The organism is Flagellimonas flava (assembly GCF_900129665.1).
Taxonomy (GTDB): domain Bacteria; phylum Bacteroidota; class Bacteroidia; order Flavobacteriales; family Flavobacteriaceae; genus Flagellimonas; species Flagellimonas flava.
Window position 1 is genome coordinate 131,701 of sequence record NZ_FQWL01000002.1, and the last position, 16,430, is coordinate 148,130.

Annotated in this window: 14 protein-coding genes; 10 read left to right on the top strand and 4 right to left on the bottom strand. The window is 40.2% G+C overall.

What is annotated here, in order from left to right; all coding sequences use genetic code 11:
• Window positions 1-56: 56 nt before the first annotated feature.
• The gene (locus BUC10_RS06380; RefSeq protein ID WP_073177473.1) at window positions 57-899 is read right to left on the bottom strand and encodes a helix-turn-helix domain-containing protein; all 843 of its coding nucleotides are present in this window, start codon (window positions 897-899) and stop codon (window positions 57-59) included.
• An 80-nt stretch (window positions 900-979) separates the two neighbouring features.
• Here BUC10_RS06380 and BUC10_RS06385 point away from each other — a divergent pair, with 80 nt between their 5' ends.
• The 5 genes from BUC10_RS06385 (at window position 980) to BUC10_RS06405 (ending at window position 7,038) form a co-directional block, all read left to right on the top strand.
• On the top strand, window positions 980-1,801 hold the full coding sequence (locus tag BUC10_RS06385; RefSeq protein WP_131819056.1) for a LolA-like protein: 822 nt from the start codon (window positions 980-982) through the stop codon (window positions 1,799-1,801).
• Between the two features lie 62 nt (window positions 1,802-1,863).
• Entirely contained in the window at window positions 1,864-4,032 is a 2,169-nt protein-coding gene (locus tag BUC10_RS06390) for a M1 family metallopeptidase (protein ID WP_073178824.1), read from the top strand.
• Between the two features lie 267 nt (window positions 4,033-4,299).
• Window positions 4,300-5,202 carry a LamG-like jellyroll fold domain-containing protein gene (locus tag BUC10_RS06395; protein WP_073177478.1) on the top strand — a complete coding sequence of 301 codons (903 nt, stop codon included), beginning with the start codon at window positions 4,300-4,302 and terminating at the stop codon, window positions 5,200-5,202.
• A gap of 276 nt (window positions 5,203-5,478) precedes the next feature.
• Entirely contained in the window at window positions 5,479-6,288 is an 810-nt protein-coding gene (locus BUC10_RS06400; protein ID WP_073177481.1) for a glycosyltransferase family A protein, read from the top strand.
• A 129-nt stretch (window positions 6,289-6,417) separates the two neighbouring features.
• The gene (locus BUC10_RS06405; RefSeq protein ID WP_222843715.1) at window positions 6,418-7,038 is read left to right on the top strand and encodes a hypothetical protein; all 621 of its coding nucleotides are present in this window, start codon (window positions 6,418-6,420) and stop codon (window positions 7,036-7,038) included.
• 266 nt (window positions 7,039-7,304) lie between these two features.
• Here BUC10_RS06405 and BUC10_RS06410 read toward each other — a convergent pair whose 3' ends face one another.
• A complete protein-coding gene (locus BUC10_RS06410; RefSeq protein WP_165614870.1) occupies window positions 7,305-9,269 on the bottom strand; it encodes a fasciclin domain-containing protein in 1,965 nt (654 codons plus the stop codon).
• 136 nt (window positions 9,270-9,405) lie between these two features.
• Here BUC10_RS06410 and BUC10_RS06415 point away from each other — a divergent pair, with 136 nt between their 5' ends.
• The 5 genes from BUC10_RS06415 (at window position 9,406) to BUC10_RS06435 (ending at window position 14,649) form a co-directional block, all read left to right on the top strand.
• Window positions 9,406-10,296: a LysR family transcriptional regulator gene (locus BUC10_RS06415; protein ID WP_073177487.1), complete on the top strand. Its 891-nt coding sequence runs from the start codon at window positions 9,406-9,408 to the stop codon at window positions 10,294-10,296.
• A gap of 207 nt (window positions 10,297-10,503) precedes the next feature.
• Window positions 10,504-13,119: a DUF5916 domain-containing protein gene (locus BUC10_RS06420; protein ID WP_084732576.1), complete on the top strand. Its 2,616-nt coding sequence runs from the start codon at window positions 10,504-10,506 to the stop codon at window positions 13,117-13,119.
• A 22-nt stretch (window positions 13,120-13,141) separates the two neighbouring features.
• Complete coding sequence (locus BUC10_RS06425; protein WP_073177490.1) at window positions 13,142-13,372, top strand: CBU_0592 family membrane protein; 231 nt, start codon at window positions 13,142-13,144, stop codon at window positions 13,370-13,372.
• 9 nt (window positions 13,373-13,381) lie between these two features.
• The gene (locus BUC10_RS06430) at window positions 13,382-13,792 is read left to right on the top strand and encodes an ACT domain-containing protein (protein WP_073177534.1); all 411 of its coding nucleotides are present in this window, start codon (window positions 13,382-13,384) and stop codon (window positions 13,790-13,792) included.
• Window positions 13,793-13,827: 35 nt separating this feature from the next.
• Entirely contained in the window at window positions 13,828-14,649 is an 822-nt protein-coding gene (locus tag BUC10_RS06435) for a GNAT family N-acetyltransferase (RefSeq protein WP_073177536.1), read from the top strand.
• A 25-nt stretch (window positions 14,650-14,674) separates the two neighbouring features.
• Here the strand turns inward: BUC10_RS06435 and BUC10_RS06440 are convergent, their stop codons facing one another.
• Together BUC10_RS06440 and BUC10_RS06445 are read right to left on the bottom strand one after the other, a co-directional pair.
• Window positions 14,675-15,085: a RidA family protein gene (locus tag BUC10_RS06440; protein ID WP_073177538.1), complete on the bottom strand. Its 411-nt coding sequence runs from the start codon at window positions 15,083-15,085 to the stop codon at window positions 14,675-14,677.
• A complete protein-coding gene (locus BUC10_RS06445) occupies window positions 15,085-16,428 on the bottom strand; it encodes an FAD-dependent oxidoreductase (RefSeq protein WP_245812791.1) in 1,344 nt (447 codons plus the stop codon). The genes BUC10_RS06440 and BUC10_RS06445 overlap by 1 nt, the downstream gene beginning before the upstream one ends.
• Window positions 16,429-16,430 lie beyond the last annotated feature (2 nt).

The following is a 16,430-nucleotide window of genomic DNA, read 5'->3' on the forward strand; positions in this document are numbered from 1 at the left end:
ACCGCTAAACTAAGACTGCCTGCTGTTGTTTAATTGTATAAAATAGACAGAAAAGATCACCATTTGTTGGAAATGATGCTTAACAGCGTTTCTTCCGATTCGGTATGTTCTCTTCTAAAGAAATCCTTGGGCGTAAGTGTGGAAAACCGTTTGAATTCTCTTATAAAATGGGATTGGTCATAAAAACCTAGCTCGTTTCCCAACTGTGTTAGATTTAATTCTTTTAGCTGGGACTGCAGTTGTATGCTATTGTTAAACCGAACAATTCGCAAGTAGGTTTTTGGAGTTACGCCCAAGTAAAAGTTGAACAGCCTTTCCACTTTCTTATAATTAAGATTGAATTCTTCATATAGGTCGCTAAGGCTTATATCACCCTTTTTTTGGTCAATATGCCCTGTAATCTTTGAAAACAGGATATAATCGGATTCGGAACTTTTAAGCTTAAGACTTTTAAAAATGAAATCATCGATTATTGCGATTTTCTCCTGTATGGAATTTGAATCAAAAATCTTGGATTCCAAAATGCTTAGTTTCCTGCTGATAATATCCACTTCAAAAAAACAATCCTTCGTAGAACCTAAACTGTCATCAATAAACAATGGTACTCCCTTAGGTTTGATCTTAATTCCAAAAGAAGTTTTATTGCCCTGTAAATACTGGTAGTTTACCGGCTTGGTTTTCTGTCCAAAAAATGAAGTTTTGGATATATTGAGCAGCTCGGTATTTGTATCCAAGTTGCGGTACACTTCTTTGTTCTTTTCTAGAAAAAGTAGTCCAAAGGTGCCATCAGGCCATACCAGTTCCTTACTTTCTCCGGCAATCTGCGCCATGTCCACTTCAAAATAACAGGAGATAAACTCGGAAATAAAAAGGTTGGGTTTATAGGCCTTTATATACATGTTCTTTTTTCCAATAGTGTCTAAAAATTACAATTTGTTACTACTTGGACATTTTATTTTAGCGACTTTAACAACCATTTATGATTACTCCAACAAAACGGGCATTCCGCTCACGAGCACTTTTAACGAGTCTTATTTTCTTTTGTTTGTTCCTGGGCATCAATTGTAACACCAAACCCAAAACCGGACAGATAAAAGAGAATCATGGCACGGTTAAAACTAGCTCGGAACTGATTGAAATGATGAAAAAAAGAGGCGAAAAGAGACATCTCAAGGCCTTTACATTTGTTCAGCAGACGGTTCATTTTGAAGAGGATGGAGCAGTTAGGGACACCTCCGTTTGGCACGAAGCCATACGATATCCCAAGGAATTTAGGATTGATTTTGGAAATCCTGATGCCGGTAACGCCAACATCAATAGAAATGACAGCATTTATGTCTATAGAAACCATGAAATGGTTCATAGCGGTCCTGAGATTCAAGAATTTCTAATTCTGGAAGGAGGTATTTTTTATTATTCGGTTTCCGAAACTATAGAACGGCTAAAAGGATTGGGTATAGATACTGCCGTGCTATCAGAATCCTCTTATAATGGTAAATCGGTCCTAATTATTGGTGCAATTCCGGGCGAAATTAAAAAACCACAAATCTGGTTGGATAAGGAAAACCTTTTTGTGGTAAGGAGGTTTAGTAAGAGCAATCAAGGAAATCTATACGAAGTGCGTTATGATGATTACAAAAACATTGATGGCCATTGGATTGAAACTTGGATTGAATTTTACAGAGACGGTCGGCTCATTCAAACCGAGCGATACACACAAATAGATGTGGAACCTAAGCTGGATGACCACGTTTTCGATCCCGACCAGTTCGGAAAAGTATACTGGTTTAACTACCCATAAAAATTCACAACACCTCCAACTATTTAGTGCTGCTGGTGATTAATCCTAAAAACAACTATACCATGAGTCGAGTTATCACGATTATAATTCTTATTTCCATTCAAGCCAGTTGGGCACAGCACCAAACCTGGAAGGGCAAATTTGAACAACTGGAACAGCTTCTACCCACACCAAATCAATATAGAGCTTCGGATGGTTCTCCAGGACCCTCATATTGGCAACAGCAGGTAGACTATAAGATTTCCGTTGTCCTTGACGATACAAAACAGCGAATTAGGGGTTCCCAACATGTTACCTACCACAACAACTCACCCCAGACCTTGAAGTATCTATGGGTGCAATTGGATCAAAACATAAGGCAAAAAGACAGTGATAAAATAACAACTACGACTTCACAGATTAACCCTGGTTCCAAAACAAACTCAAAGTTTCTTACTTATGGAATGAATCTTTGGACCACGGACGGAGGAATGCATATAACCGCATTAAAGGATAGCAATGGCAATAAATTAAAATTTACGATAAACAAGACCATGATGCGGATAGATCTACCGGTGGGTTTGCGGCCAGGGCAGTCAGTTGGTTTTAGTATGGAATGGTGGTATAATATTAATGACAGAAACGAAGATTACGGTCGTTCCGGTTATGAATTCTTCCCGGAGGATGGTAATTATGTATATACCATAGCACAGTTTTATCCCAGATTATGTGTTTATGATGATTACCAGGGCTGGCAGAACAAACAATTTTTAGGTCGCGGGGAATTTGCATTGACCTTTGGTGATTTTGATGTGGAAATCACGGTTCCCGCGGATCATTTGGTCGCAGCAACGGGTGAACTTCAAAATGAAGAAAAAGTATTGAGCAAAAAACAACTGGTAAGGCTTCAACAAGCCAAATCCTCATATGATAGACCAGTTGTTGTGGCAACTCAGGAAGAGGCCGAACTTCGGGAGCAATCTAAGTTGATTAAGACAAAGACATGGAAGTTTAAGGCCGAAAACGTACGGGACTTTGCCTTTGCCTCCTCGAGAAAGTTCATTTGGGATGCACAAGCGGTAAAAATTGGGGACAGGGAACCTCTGGCCATGTCTTTTTACCCTAAAGAAGGAAACCCATTGTGGGAAAAAGAATCAACCAAAGCAGTGGTCAATACCTTGGAAACGTATTCCAAGTACACCATTGATTATCCATATCCAGTGGCTATCTCGGTTCATGCAGCGGATATAGGTATGGAATATCCCATGATCTGTTTCAATTTTGGACGTCCTAGGAAAGATGGTTCTTACGACGACAGGATAAAACACAATATGATCGGGGTAATTATACATGAGGTGGGACATAACTTTTTCCCAATGATCGTAAATTCCGATGAACGCCAATGGACTTGGATGGATGAAGGCCTAAATTCTTTCCTTGAATTTAGAACTGAACAAGAACGTTACGAGAACTTTCCAAGCACGAGAGGACCCGCAACTTCCATCATTCCCTATATGCAAGGTGATATAGAAGGCATGAGACCCATAATGACAAATTCTGAGCAAGTCTTGCAACTTGGCAACAATGCATACGGCAAACCGGCCACTGCCTTAAATATTCTTAGGGAGACTGTTATGAAACCAGAGCTTTTTGACTTTGCTTTAAAAACCTATTCCGAAAGATGGGCTTTCAAGCACCCTAAACCCGCCGACTTTTTTAGAACCATGGAGGATGCCTCAGGAATTGACCTAGATTGGTTCTGGAGAGGTTGGTTTTATACCAATGACCATGTAGATATTAGTATTGATAATGTGGCATGGTATCGCTTTGGAGCCGAAACCAATGCTACAGAGGAGGGACTCGAAAACCCATCTTATTTCGAGGTCCTGTCCACTTCAGAAGACTCATATGGAGAATTTAGGGGAAGGTATGATGAGGATGCCTTTACAGCGAAATATGAGCAAAAAGAATTTTACAAACTTACTTTTTCCAATTTGGGAGGATTAGTAATGCCATTGCTGTTAGAGTTTGAATTTGAAGATGGGTCAAAAAAGAAAATCGAAATTCCAGCTGAGATTTGGAGAACTAATGAAAACTCCATTAGCAAAATGTTTTACTTTGATAAAAAGGTTAGAGCGGTGCAATTGGATCCAAACAATGAAACATCGGATACCAATACAGAAAACAACAATTTCCCGCGTAAAGAAGCAACGTCCAACTTCGAGAAGTTCAAACAAAAAGTAAAGGATTGACTGATTTATAGGTTGAAATATTTCCAGTTTCAGTTAGACTTTTTTCTAAATGGCCTTAAAATCATACGTAGAGCTAGGAACGAAAAAAACTTGTATGGCCGCAAGGAGGTTCCAAATCGCGGTCCAGCCATAGGCAATTGTAAGGATTATATCTAAAAAAAGTCCATTTCAAAAGCTGATCAAACACCTTTACTTTTAAATAAAGACCTCTAAAATGGATGTTTATTTATGTACATTGCAGAGGGTTAAGGTTTCAATTACAAAAAAATGACTAAAAGGTATTCCAATAAATATATCGCGGTTATTGTTGCATTGTGTATTTTCTCGCTGGGCTCATGCAAGCAGAAAGGCAGCAAAGAAAAAGTGGTCGAAGAGGGAGCATCCTATGACAATTTAAAACAGGCATTGACCTTTTACGCATCATTTGACAAAGGGATAAATGCGGATTATGCATTAGGAGATTCCCTCATGTATACTGTTCCCAATAGAAGTGCTCTGGATTCTGCAATGGCAGGTCTTCATAAATCCGATATTGCCCGCCTAGAGGGTAAGGGCAAATACGGGTCTGGATTGCACTTTGCAAAACGTAGCAAAGGATCCATCTATTATGCTAGTGCTAAAAACATTGCCTACCAGAATAAGAACTGGAACGGGGCCATATCTTTTTGGTTGAGCCTTGATCCTGCGACAGACTTGGAACCTGGTTATTGCGATCCTATACAGATTACCGATGTAAGCTACAACGATGCGGCGATTTGGGTCGATTTCACAAAGGATAATCCCAGAGATTTTAGATTAGGTGTTATCGGGGATCGAGATATCTGGAACCCCGACGGATTGGAAGATGAAGATAACCTTTTCCTTCCCCAGCTAGTCCCTGTTAGCAACCCTCCATTTACCACAAACAATTGGACCCATGTACTTATTAACTTTTCTGGATTGAATACCGAAAATGGAGAAACCTCACTTTATTTAAATGGGGAGTTAAAAGGTTCAAGAACAAACATAACCGATTCTTTTACATGGGAGTTGGATAAGTCCAATATCTATCTCGGGTTGAGTTATATTGGGCTTATGGATGATTTATCCATTTTTAATAGAAATCTGACAGAAAAAGAAATCAAGCAGCTGTACGCTATGGAAGGTGGTGTAAAAGTCATTTTAGAGTAAAAAGATTCTATTTTACTATGGCCAAACCCCTTAAAACTCTGTGCGGACATGAACCGTATTCGTTTCTTGAATCACTGACGCATATATTGCATTTTTCTTTTCCTCTCAACTCGCATTAGTCCTTCTCAAGAAGATTATGAATACCTTATTATACAGCGGAGTTTATCTATGCGCAATGTCTTTCTTAGCCCAAAAGAACTTTTTTAGCCTTAACTTTTCGGTTTTAATAAGTAAGATTGCCTTTTAGTTAATAATTGTTTATTGCCCTATTAGTATATGTTAACCTTTGTTATACCGGTAAAGAGTAAGTCAGTAGCTTCAGACTGGACCAATTTCAGTCAAATATTTGAGAGGACTCTTAAGTCAATTTGTAATCAAACGGATTCAAATTTTAGGATTGTTGTGGTTTGTCATGAAATTCCCGATATAAGCTATACTCATAAAAATCTATATTTTGTTCATCCAGATTTCGGGCCGCCAATCAAAGGCAATACCATTCCCCAGGAGTATTTTCATAAACAAAGAATAGATAAAGGCAATAAAATTAAACTTGGTGTTGCCTTTGCAAGTAAAAAATTCAACACGGATTATGTAATGCTAGTAGATTCTGATGATTTTATCAGTAATAGGATTGTTGCATTTGTAAATAACAGTGGAAATGATTTACCAGGTTGGTATATTGGAAAAGGTTATTTGAGTTTCAAATGGAAGAATTTTATGGTCGTTACAACAAGATTCAATCGTTTATGCGGAAGCTGTGTAATTGTTAAGCCAAACCTCGTAAGACATTTTTTTGATGAGGGCGAAATAAACATTTATTTTAATCACTTTTTAACCACACTTGACTCAAACATAGAATTGAAAAAAGTTCCTTTTCCTGCAGGTATTTATAATATAGGAAATGGTGAGAATATTTTTATGTCTTTCCAAAACGTTGTAAAAATCAATAATCATGGCAATTGGATTTCCGCACAGAGTTTTAAGCGGTTATGGAGTAAAATCAGAAATTACCGTGTAAGATTCATTACTCCTGGTTTACGCAAGGAATTCAACTTTTATCTTAATGCAGAAGAAAAATATAAATAGCCATGCCAAGTATTGGGAGTGGCTCCGTGGCGTATTAAAAAAAATGTGATTTCTCTATAAAATGATAGCTGGGACTATTGAGCACAAGCAAGGAACATAACTTGTGCAGAATCAATGAAACCAAATAAAATGAAAATAAAATCTCAAGTGCAATCAAATCGATTGAAAATTCTAACGATACTGCTTATATCAATATTCCTTATAAGCCCGGTAGTATTATTGCATGCATGGAAAGAGGTCCCCATAGCCAATCTAACACGTGATATAGCTAGTACCGCTAAAGTTCCTATTTATACAGGCTTTTTTTCTCAATTAGGAATTTTTTTCTGGATTGCAGCATCAACCTTGTGCATATTTGGTGCAAACATGGACTTAAAACGCCATGAAATCTTAGGATTTAAAAGATTTCTCTACCTATCTGGATTATTAACACTGCTTCTATGTTTTGATGACGTATTTCTAATGCACGAAGTTTTATATCCATTTCTCGGCATACCGGAAAAAGCGGTATACGTTATCTATGCCTTGATTATAATTTTTTGGATAGTGAATTTCTACTCGGTTATTGTAAAAACCGATTACATTTTGCTTTTAATGGCATTTTTTTTCTTTGGGCTCTCGGTTATTCTAGATGTGTTTCCAATTCCTTACTTAAATCCCTACTTATTTGAAGATGGATTCAAGATGGTTGGGATAGTTAGTTGGTTTTTTTACTTCTATGGCAATGCAACTATAGCAGTTTCTCCATAAAGAACAATCAACTCAAATAACTGTTTAAACTTTAATCCAACATTGACTATTTTAGGTTTTTCATCTGGAAAGCTTAATAAAATAGTCGCCTCTGAAAATCCATAGATGAGAATCTTCATCTAGCTAAAAGCTAAAAACGGTTTCAAAAAAGAAATCCAAATTTGCAATCTGCGTAACCTGTCAAATTGAAAGGGTCCTCCATCATACACACCATTTTTATTCTTAGTGCCTAATTGAAAACCCTTTCTCTTTCTAATCCAAAAATCTTAATTCCCCAATAAAACCCTATCAATAGCATGGATAAAACCATTGGAGGCCCTTATCTCTGTCCAAATTATGTTGGCCACTCGGTTCTGAGGGTCCGTCAACCTAATAACACCTCCTTCTAACACATCCACCTGGAGTTCATCCGTTAGGGTGTTAATTGTTCCTCCGGACGCATTTTCAATATCCGAAGCGTCAACCAGATTAAACGGAATGACATGAGTTTCGATAATATCTTCTACAATATTTGGAGCCAGCTCTTCAATTGTTTCAATCTCCAAACCACCATTAGCATTAATTTCATCAAGTAGGTCATTAAAGGCTGTGTCGGTTGGAACAAAAGTAGTATAGGAGGGCACTACTTCCATATCGTTCTTAATATTGGACCCCAATTCACTTTCTGCAATTTCCAAAGCCTGCTGCATAGTTTGAAAATCTGGATGTGCCCCAATAAAAGTGGCCACCGTTGGTAGGGGAATAACATTGTCCACAAGATAAACCATGCCATTTTTGGCGGAGGTCCCTGAGATTACGGTGGCGGCCCCGTTTAAAACCATTTCCCCCCCTGCCGTATTGAAGAGCATTTGTATTTTCTCCAGCGTGTTTGTCGAAAGAAACCCTACCCCTTCAATTTCCAGTATTGCTCTCGGCCAACTTTCAAGCGCAATTTGATTGTATACATAGGTGACCAGAAAATCTACGTGGTCGGGGTTTTCCATATCGATAGCTTCAATGCCATCAAAACCGCTTTCAAGTAAAAAAGCATCAAAAGCAATATCCGAAGGGACAAATACGGTAAAATTATCGGCCAAGGTCGCCACGTTGGAATCATCATTTAATACATCGCGAAGGGATGGTAACTTCTCCAATGCCGCCTTAAAAGTTGTCATATCTGGGTTTTGGGAAATGATTTCATAGAGCGTTGGTTCCGGTTCTGGACTGGGTTCACCAAGCCCCAGTATTACGCTATCTATGACATGTATGATCCCGTTTGAGGTCTTTACATCCTCCATAACAATATGGGCCAGTCGACCTTGTGTATCCGTCAGGGTCAAAACATCATTTTCTTTTCCTGTTGTTAAAGCAATGTTCATGGTATTCACGGTTGAATTGCCAATAGTGGACTCGATTTCGGAGGCATCAACAATATTGTTTGGAATGGCATGGCTTTCCACAAAATACTTCAAAATGTGAGGTCCTAAATCCTCCAGCATATCAAGTTCAACCTCTTCAAAAAAGCTTTCAAAAGCGGCATTTGTTGGAACGAAAAGGGTAAATTCTGCGGCATCGGTCAATGCGTCCTTAACTTCCGAATCCTCTGGTTCCAGCAGCTCAATTGCTTCCTCCATATGTTCAAAATCGGGGTGTACCGCAATAAAAGTGGCCAAAGTAGGCAAGGGAATCACAGCGTCCACAATATGCACAATTCCGTTTGTGGCCTGTAGATTCGTATTGGTTATCTTGGAACTTCCATTTAAGGTTATGGGAGATTCCAATGCATTAAAGAACAGGTTAATTCCTTGGGTGGTATGGGTAACCAGAAATCCTATTTCCTCTGCCTCTAAGTTGGCCTCATCCAGTTTCTCGATCAGGATATGGTTTCTAACATAGCTGGTCAAAAAATCAATATCTGCCTGATTTTCAGCATCAATGGCAGCGATTCCATCATATCCATTTTCCAAAAGAAAAGATGCAAAAGCGTCGTTGTTAGGTGCAAAAACCGTGTAACCATTTTTGGAGGCGCCAAACCCGGTTCCATCGTCCAGTTGATTCCGTAAAAATGGAAGTTTTTCCAAGGCTTCCGTCAAAATACTTAACTCAGTTTCTTGGGAAATCACCCCATAAACTGTGAGTATTGCCTCTGGTTCCGGTTCAGTTTTAGGGGCATCGTCCTTACCACATGAACCAGCCAAAACAGCTAGGAGCACTAACCAAAATAGTTTAGTGGAATTTCTTATAGCTTTCATTTGTTTTTTTTTAGAATTCATCACCAAAAGTATTATCGGATATTGGGCTCAAACAGTAATTTGATTGAATGCTGTTCCTTCTATCATTGAAAATTTTTCAACTACTACCCATAGGGTCTTATTGTATCTTTACCACATGGAACTCAAGTATTTCAGACTTATTAAGACCATAGCGGAGGAAGGCAGTTTGGCCAATTCCTCCGAACGTTTGTTTTTAACACAATCTGCCCTGAGCCATCAACTTAGAGATCTTGAAGAACGTTTGGGTTTCAAGGTTTTTCACAGAACGCGCAATCAGTGGGAATTAACAGAAGAGGGTCATGAACTTTATCGGCTCGCCAATAAACTGTTCCGGTCTATAGATGAGGGCTTCAGTAATATTGAACACATTAAAGAGGGTTCAAGAGGTTCCATTAAACTAAGTGCGGAATGTCAATCCTTCTTTCATACCATACCCGGTTTTATCCAAAAAATGGGAATTTTATATCCGGAAATTGACATTGATCTCACCTTGGGGGCCACACATCAGACCATTTCACAGGTATTGTCGAATGATATAGACATTGCCATTGTTACCACAAAACCAGCTTCGGAAGAACTAATGAGCATTAAGGTTCATGAGGACGAAATATTCGCTGTCATGCACAAAGAAAATCCACTGAACGAAATGGCGTCTTTGGAGGCGAGCCACTTTGCTTCAGTTCACTTGTTGATCAATTCGTTTCCCATGGAAGGAGTTTCTATTTATGAGCATCTTTTAAAGCCCAACAGAATAAATCCGGCTAAAATATCCGCCATTCCCTTTACCGAGATAAGCTTATCCCTAATAGAGGCTAATATGGGAATCATGTGCACTCCAAAATGGCAATTGAAGTCCTTCAAACTTTCACAGGATATTGTATTTAAGCGCATTGGCAAAAATGGTCTTAAACGTGACCATTATCTGGTGGTACGAAAAGCCAACAGGAACAAGAAATATATTCATGATTTTATCTCCAGTTTTGAGGAAGACTTCTTAAACCTTTAGAAAACGCCCAACTCATTCATCCTTCATTTCCTCGCATTTGTAGAGTTGGGATTTCTTCTTTGCATCCTCCTAGCTACTTCTATCCAAAGGCGATAAACCGTTTGCAACTTGAAAAAATTTCATCTTGTCCCATCGTTACATTTCAATTATGAAACTAGGGTTTAAATAGTACCCTTCCGTCCTTTGGTGCACCAAAAAAATAAGGACGTGGAAAATAGATTTATCATTTTTATAGTTCTCATGCTTACAGGTTTATTGGGGTATTCACAGATTACCTTGCGAAACTACAAAGCAACAAGGATAACCACTTCACCCACCATCGATGGGTCGTTGGATGATGAAGTATGGTCTGTATTGGTAGATGGGTGGAGTTCAGATTTTGTACAAAGATTGCCCAATGAAGGAGCCTCACCAACGGCCCAAACGCATTTTAAAGTCGTTCACGATGACAAATTCCTTTATGTAGCCATTCTTTGCGACGATCAAAAAGAGCAGGTGAATCGCTGGATGTCCAGAAGAGATGGATACACTGGGGACTGGGTAGAAATTGTTCTGGACACCTACCATGACAAACGTACGGCCTTTTCCTTCACATTGAGTTCTTCAGGAGTTAAGAGCGATAAATATATTACCCTAAACGGAGCCGAAGAGGATGTAGCATGGAACCCCATTTGGTATGCACAAAGTGGAATGGGTCCGACAGGCTGGATAGCAGAAATGAAAATCCCCTTAAGTCAGCTGCGGTTCAGCGAAGAGGAGACCCAAACATGGGGGTTACAGGTCCAGCGAAGAATCCTAAGAAACGAAGAACTTTCGGTATGGCAACGAGTTCCCCAAGATGCCCCAGGATGGGTCAGTGAATTTGGCGGACTTACAGGAATCAACTCCACCAAACCGCAAAAACAGTTGGAAATACAGCCTTTCATTGTGGGCACCTTGGAAACTTTTGAAAAAAACCCTGAAAATCCTTTCCGGAACAGTAGCATTCGTAATTTTAACTTTGGTGTGGACGGAAAGGTGGGTATTACCAACGATATAACCCTAGACTTTACCATAAATCCAGACTTTGGCCAAGTGGAGGCTGATCCTGCCGCAATTGCCCTAGATGGTTTCCAATTGTTCTTTCAAGAACAACGTCCCTTTTTCATTGAGAACAAAAACGTATTTGACTATCGCTTCTCCTCCCCAATCATTGGTGGGCCCTACAGTTCCGATAACCTTTTTTACTCAAGACGAATTGGTCGACAGCCACAGGGAAGTGTCTCTTTGGAAGAGGGTCAATTTGCAGATATCCCACAAAGGACCACAATTCTTGGTGCCGTAAAGCTAAGTGGTAAAACCAAAAACGGGCTGTCCTTTGGAGTGCTGGAAAGTTTCACACCGAGAATATATGCAGAAATAAGTGATGGCAGTTCGCAATTGATCGAGCCCCAGACCAATTATTTTGTAGCCCGCGTATTAAAGGATCTCAATAACAGGAAGACATTTTTGGGCGGAATATTTACATCTGTGATACGTGAAGCATCTCCCGAAACCGACCATTTACACAAATCTGCCAAAACAGGGGGAATAGACTTTCTTCATCAATGGCGTAACCGGAATTGGTATTTGGGTGCCAATGTTGTAATGAGCCATGTAAGCGGTTCTAGAGAAGCCATACATAGAACCCAACTCTCTATTCCCCATTTGTTCCAGAGGGGAGCGGGTCATTTGCAAGTAGATTCCACAAGAACCTCTTTAACCGGTAGTGGAGGCGATATTAAACTGGGAAAAGCAGGAAAGGGGAATATCCAGGGGGAATTGGGGTTTACCTGGCGTTCTCCGGAGCTTGACCTTAACGATATTGGTTTTCTAAGGGAAGCGGATATTTTCCAACACTACACTGGGGTGTCCTATCGATCCATCAACTCATTTGGGATTTTCAGAAATGCCAAGGTAAGCTATAAGCATTGGTTCAATTTTGATTTTGAAGGTAAGCTTAATTATGTGGATTGGGATGTCTCTGGCGAGGCTACCTTTCAGAACAATTGGTCGGCCACCTTTGGATACTTTTCCCAACCACATATTTTCTCCAAGTCCTTGCTACAGGGCGGACCAAGGATCAAACTTAGCGACCAATATGGATTTTGGTGGGCGTTAAGCACGGATTCACGAAAGAAGTTCTTTATCAACTATTCTGGGTGGACCAAAACCGGAGGACCTGGGAGCTATTATCTTCTTGAAAACAACATAGGTATCAATTACCAACCACTGGATAGGTTTCGCATTTCGGTTACCCCAAAACTCACACAAATTGGGCATAGACTTCAATTCAATCAGAACTTGACCAATGGCGCGGATACTGATTTTGTAGTATCCCGCTTGGATCAAAAAACACTGAGCTTGGTTCTTCGGGCGGATGTGACCCTAACTCCCAACATGGCACTGCAGTACTATGCCGAGCCTTTTATTTCGCAGGGAAGATACAATCAGTTCAGCCTTGTCCAAAATCCTCTACAATCCTTTGGGGATGGCCAACTGCAACCATTGAACATCCTTGGCAGAGAAGCTGCAGGGGCTAACTATGAAGTGGACCTGGATGGAGATAATTTAGGCGATACTTCAATTAGGGTTCCAGATTTTTCATTCGCACAGTTCAGATCAAACTTGGTATATCGATGGGAGTACAGGCCAGGTTCCGAACTATTTCTGGTTTGGTCGCAAGGCCTGAATAATACTGCATTTCCAATGGACGGACTAGTTTCATCCCTGGATGAACAGCTATTTTCAAGAACCTTGGAAAGTACCTTCTTGATCAAACTAACCTACAGATTTCACAGATAAACAACAGAAATTAAAGTAAAATATGGAAATTGCAGATTGGGTTGGGTTTTTTGGCGTTTCGCAAATACTATTGGCCTATTTCCTGAACACTACCGGAAAAGTGGACACGAATGATTTGTTATACAAAATCTTAAATTTTACCGGAGCCACAATTGCCTTTGTGGCATCTTGCTTGCTACGATTTTGGCCCTTTATGATACTTGAAGCCATCTGGTCCCTTATTTCATTCAAAACTCTAGTGAACAAAAAATAGCATTTAACTATGACAGGAGAAACTAACTTATCCAAGCTAATCGCAGGCATGGACCCAATTGTAAACGAGGGTGAATATGTTTTTGTTTCCGTATCAAACTATAACGGTATACACAGTGGGGATGTCATCTGCGGCTTTAGAGAGAAAGAAGGGACAACGTTGATCATAAAAAGAGACAAAGCCATAGAACTCGGATTGTCTTTTGAATTTGTTGCCTCGTGGATCACCTTGCAAATCCACTCCGCTTTGGATGCCGTTGGGTTGACTGCTGCGTTTTCGGGAGAATTGGCCAAATTCGGTATTAGCTGTAATGTTGTAGCTGGGTATTACCATGATCATATTTTTGTGGATCAAAAGGACACCAAAAAAACTGTGAAAACACTTAAAAGGCTCGCCAAAAGGCATAAAAATGGAACATAAGGCTATGCCTCCCCTGTTCAATTTAAAAAACTGATATGCAAATTAGAAGTTTGAAGACCATTAATTTTTCTGAGTTCCTAGCTGTTTTCCTAAAGGCCTTTGATGGGTATTTTGTAAAAATGCCTACGGAGGTGGACTATTATAGACATCGGTGGGATATGGCAAAGGTTGATTATGACCTGTCTTTTGGAATGTTCAATGGAGACATGCTAGTTGGATTTATTATCAATGCAGTCAATCATAGAAACGGCCATAGGATCGCCCACAATACAGGAACCGGGGTGGTACCTGATTACAGGGGCAGACAAATTGTTGATGCCATTTATGATTACGCTATTCCCATTTTAAGGAAAAAGGGAGTCGAGAAATGTACCCTAGAGGTCATTACAAAAAACAAAGTTGCTCTGAAGGTTTACGAACGGATTGGATTTACCATTGTTAAAGACTTTAAATGCTATGATGGAGACATCAACACGGAACTGGGCAGAACAGATTTTAAAATGAAGAAAGTGGGTATGGACTTTTTCGATTGGAATAGGATAGATCAAACGGTATACTCTTGGGATAACGACATCGAAACCTTAAAACAGGGTAACTTTGAGTTTTACGCTGTGTTTAATGGGGAGGCTCCGGCAGCATATTTTATTATCAATCCCCAAACAAATTATCTGGCCCAGTTTGATGTGTTTGAGAATAATGCAAAGCATTGGGAACGATTGTTCTCGGCTATGGGGCGAGTTTGCAAAACCATTAGAACAAATAATGTGGATGCGATGCAAAATGACAAACTGTTTTACCTAAAGCGCTTTGGGTTAAAAAATACCATTGACCAATATCAGATGGAATTAAACCTGTAATAGAAACGCAAAGTAATTGATTGTCCTAAAGGGGCTTATAGACAACAGCCTTTACCTCAATCAATAGGTTTGGGTGTGGCAACTGATGAACAGCCACAGTAGTTCGCGTAGGTCCGGTATGGTCAAAGAATTCTCCGTAAACCTCGTTATACCCTTTAAAATCCTCCATATCCACCAAAAAAGTGGTGATATCAACGATATCATCCAAATCCGCATCCATGGTCTTAATTAGTTTCTGAATATTTTGGAGTACTGCCTCCGTTTGTAATCGGATATCCAAATTCCAGGTTCCGTCTTCATTTTGGTCAGCCCCCACATGGGTATTGTCCGTTCTTCTGCTGCTGGTTCCAGAAACAAAAATGAAATCCCCTACCCGTTTCACATGTGGGTAGTTGCCCAGGGGTTTGGCACTCTTCGGTACAATTTTACCCTTCATTAGATTTGTTTTAACTGTTGATAGATACGCTCCAAAGGCAAATCCTCCAAGCTTGGATCCGAGCAGATTTTCATTAACAACTCATCCTGAGCCCTTCCCCTTCGCATCGCCTCACTATAGGGCAAGTCTTCTTGGAAGGTCACCAAAGAATATTTGGAGTAGTAGTCCTCGTAGGTCTGCTCCAATAGCATCTCCAGATTTCTTTTTTTGATAAAGTCCCCATCGTCCACCTTATCCTGCATTTCATAAAAATTATCCACCGCCAAATCCGCAATGGCATTGGTGTTCTCTGGTCGGAATTCTTGAAATTCGTTGAAGGTAACCGACCAATCTCCCCGGTTTTTTTCAAGCATCTCATCCAAAAGCCGAACGTCTTCCAAAGAGGCATTCATTCCCTGACCATAAAATGGTACTATGGCATGGGCAGCATCCCCCAACAAAAGGGTTTTGCCAAACGCTTGCCATGGATAACATTTAATGGTACCCAAAATACCAACGGGATTTTTAAAATACTCTTCGGCCAGATTGGGAAAATGCTCCAAAGAATCAGGGTAATGCGTCCTAAAAAAGTCCAACAGCTTTTCCTCGGTATCCAAAGACTCAAACCCTCCTTCACCTTTGAAAGGATGAAACATAGTCACGGTAAAACTGCCATCCAAATTAGGAAGTGCAATCATCATAAACTTACCTCTGGGCCAAATGTGCAGGGCATTTTTTTCAATCTTAAACTCGCCCGATGCGGTGGGTGGTATCTCCAATTCCTTGTATCCGGAACGCAGAAAGCTCTGTGAGAAATTGAACAGAAGCTCAGGTGTGCGGGCCATCATACTCCTTCGAACCGCAGAACCTGCTCCGTCCGTTCCCAAAATGACGGTTGCTCCCACTTCTGTTTCATCCCCTCCCTTATCAATAAAATAAGCTGCTGGTTTAACCAAATCAACAGCTTTGCACTTCGAATTAAAGTGTATGTCCACATTAGGAAAATGCTCTGCCTTATCCAAAAGCAGTTTGTTGAGTCCAGGTCGTGACACCGAGTTTATTTTTTCCCCTTGGCGCCCGCTATAGTTTGACATCCGGGTACTCCCATCAACATTGTGGATCATGCGCCCGTTCATGTCTATACATTGGGACAGCACCTCATGTTCCAAGTCTGCGGATCTTAGGGCTCTAAGTCCACGATCCGAAAGTGCTAGATTGATGGACCTTCCAGCATCCAAATCATGTTTTCTCATATCGGGAAGTTTTTCATGTACTTCCACCTGATATCCCTTCTGTGCCATTTTTATTGCCAATAGGGAACCGCATAGACCTGCCCCAATAATAAGTACCTTATCCTTTTTCACCG

Bases quoted from the DNA above. Each gene is read 5' to 3' on its own strand.
- BUC10_RS06380 (WP_073177473.1), bottom strand. From the start codon at position 899: ATGTATATAAAGGCCTATAAACCCAACCTTTTTATTTCCGAGTTTATC.
- BUC10_RS06385 (WP_131819056.1), top strand. From the start codon at position 980: ATGATTACTCCAACAAAACGGGCATTCCGCTCACGAGCACTTTTAACG.
- BUC10_RS06390 (WP_073178824.1), top strand. From the start codon at position 1,864: ATGAGTCGAGTTATCACGATTATAATTCTTATTTCCATTCAAGCCAGT.
- BUC10_RS06395 (WP_073177478.1), top strand. From the start codon at position 4,300: ATGACTAAAAGGTATTCCAATAAATATATCGCGGTTATTGTTGCATTG.
- BUC10_RS06400 (WP_073177481.1), top strand. From the start codon at position 5,479: ATGTTAACCTTTGTTATACCGGTAAAGAGTAAGTCAGTAGCTTCAGAC.
- BUC10_RS06405 (WP_222843715.1), top strand. From the start codon at position 6,418: ATGAAAATAAAATCTCAAGTGCAATCAAATCGATTGAAAATTCTAACG.
- BUC10_RS06410 (WP_165614870.1), bottom strand. From the start codon at position 9,269: ATGAAAGCTATAAGAAATTCCACTAAACTATTTTGGTTAGTGCTCCTA.
- BUC10_RS06415 (WP_073177487.1), top strand. From the start codon at position 9,406: ATGGAACTCAAGTATTTCAGACTTATTAAGACCATAGCGGAGGAAGGC.
- BUC10_RS06425 (WP_073177490.1), top strand. From the start codon at position 13,142: ATGGAAATTGCAGATTGGGTTGGGTTTTTTGGCGTTTCGCAAATACTA.
- BUC10_RS06430 (WP_073177534.1), top strand. From the start codon at position 13,382: ATGACAGGAGAAACTAACTTATCCAAGCTAATCGCAGGCATGGACCCA.
- BUC10_RS06435 (WP_073177536.1), top strand. From the start codon at position 13,828: ATGCAAATTAGAAGTTTGAAGACCATTAATTTTTCTGAGTTCCTAGCT.
- BUC10_RS06440 (WP_073177538.1), bottom strand. From the start codon at position 15,085: ATGAAGGGTAAAATTGTACCGAAGAGTGCCAAACCCCTGGGCAACTAC.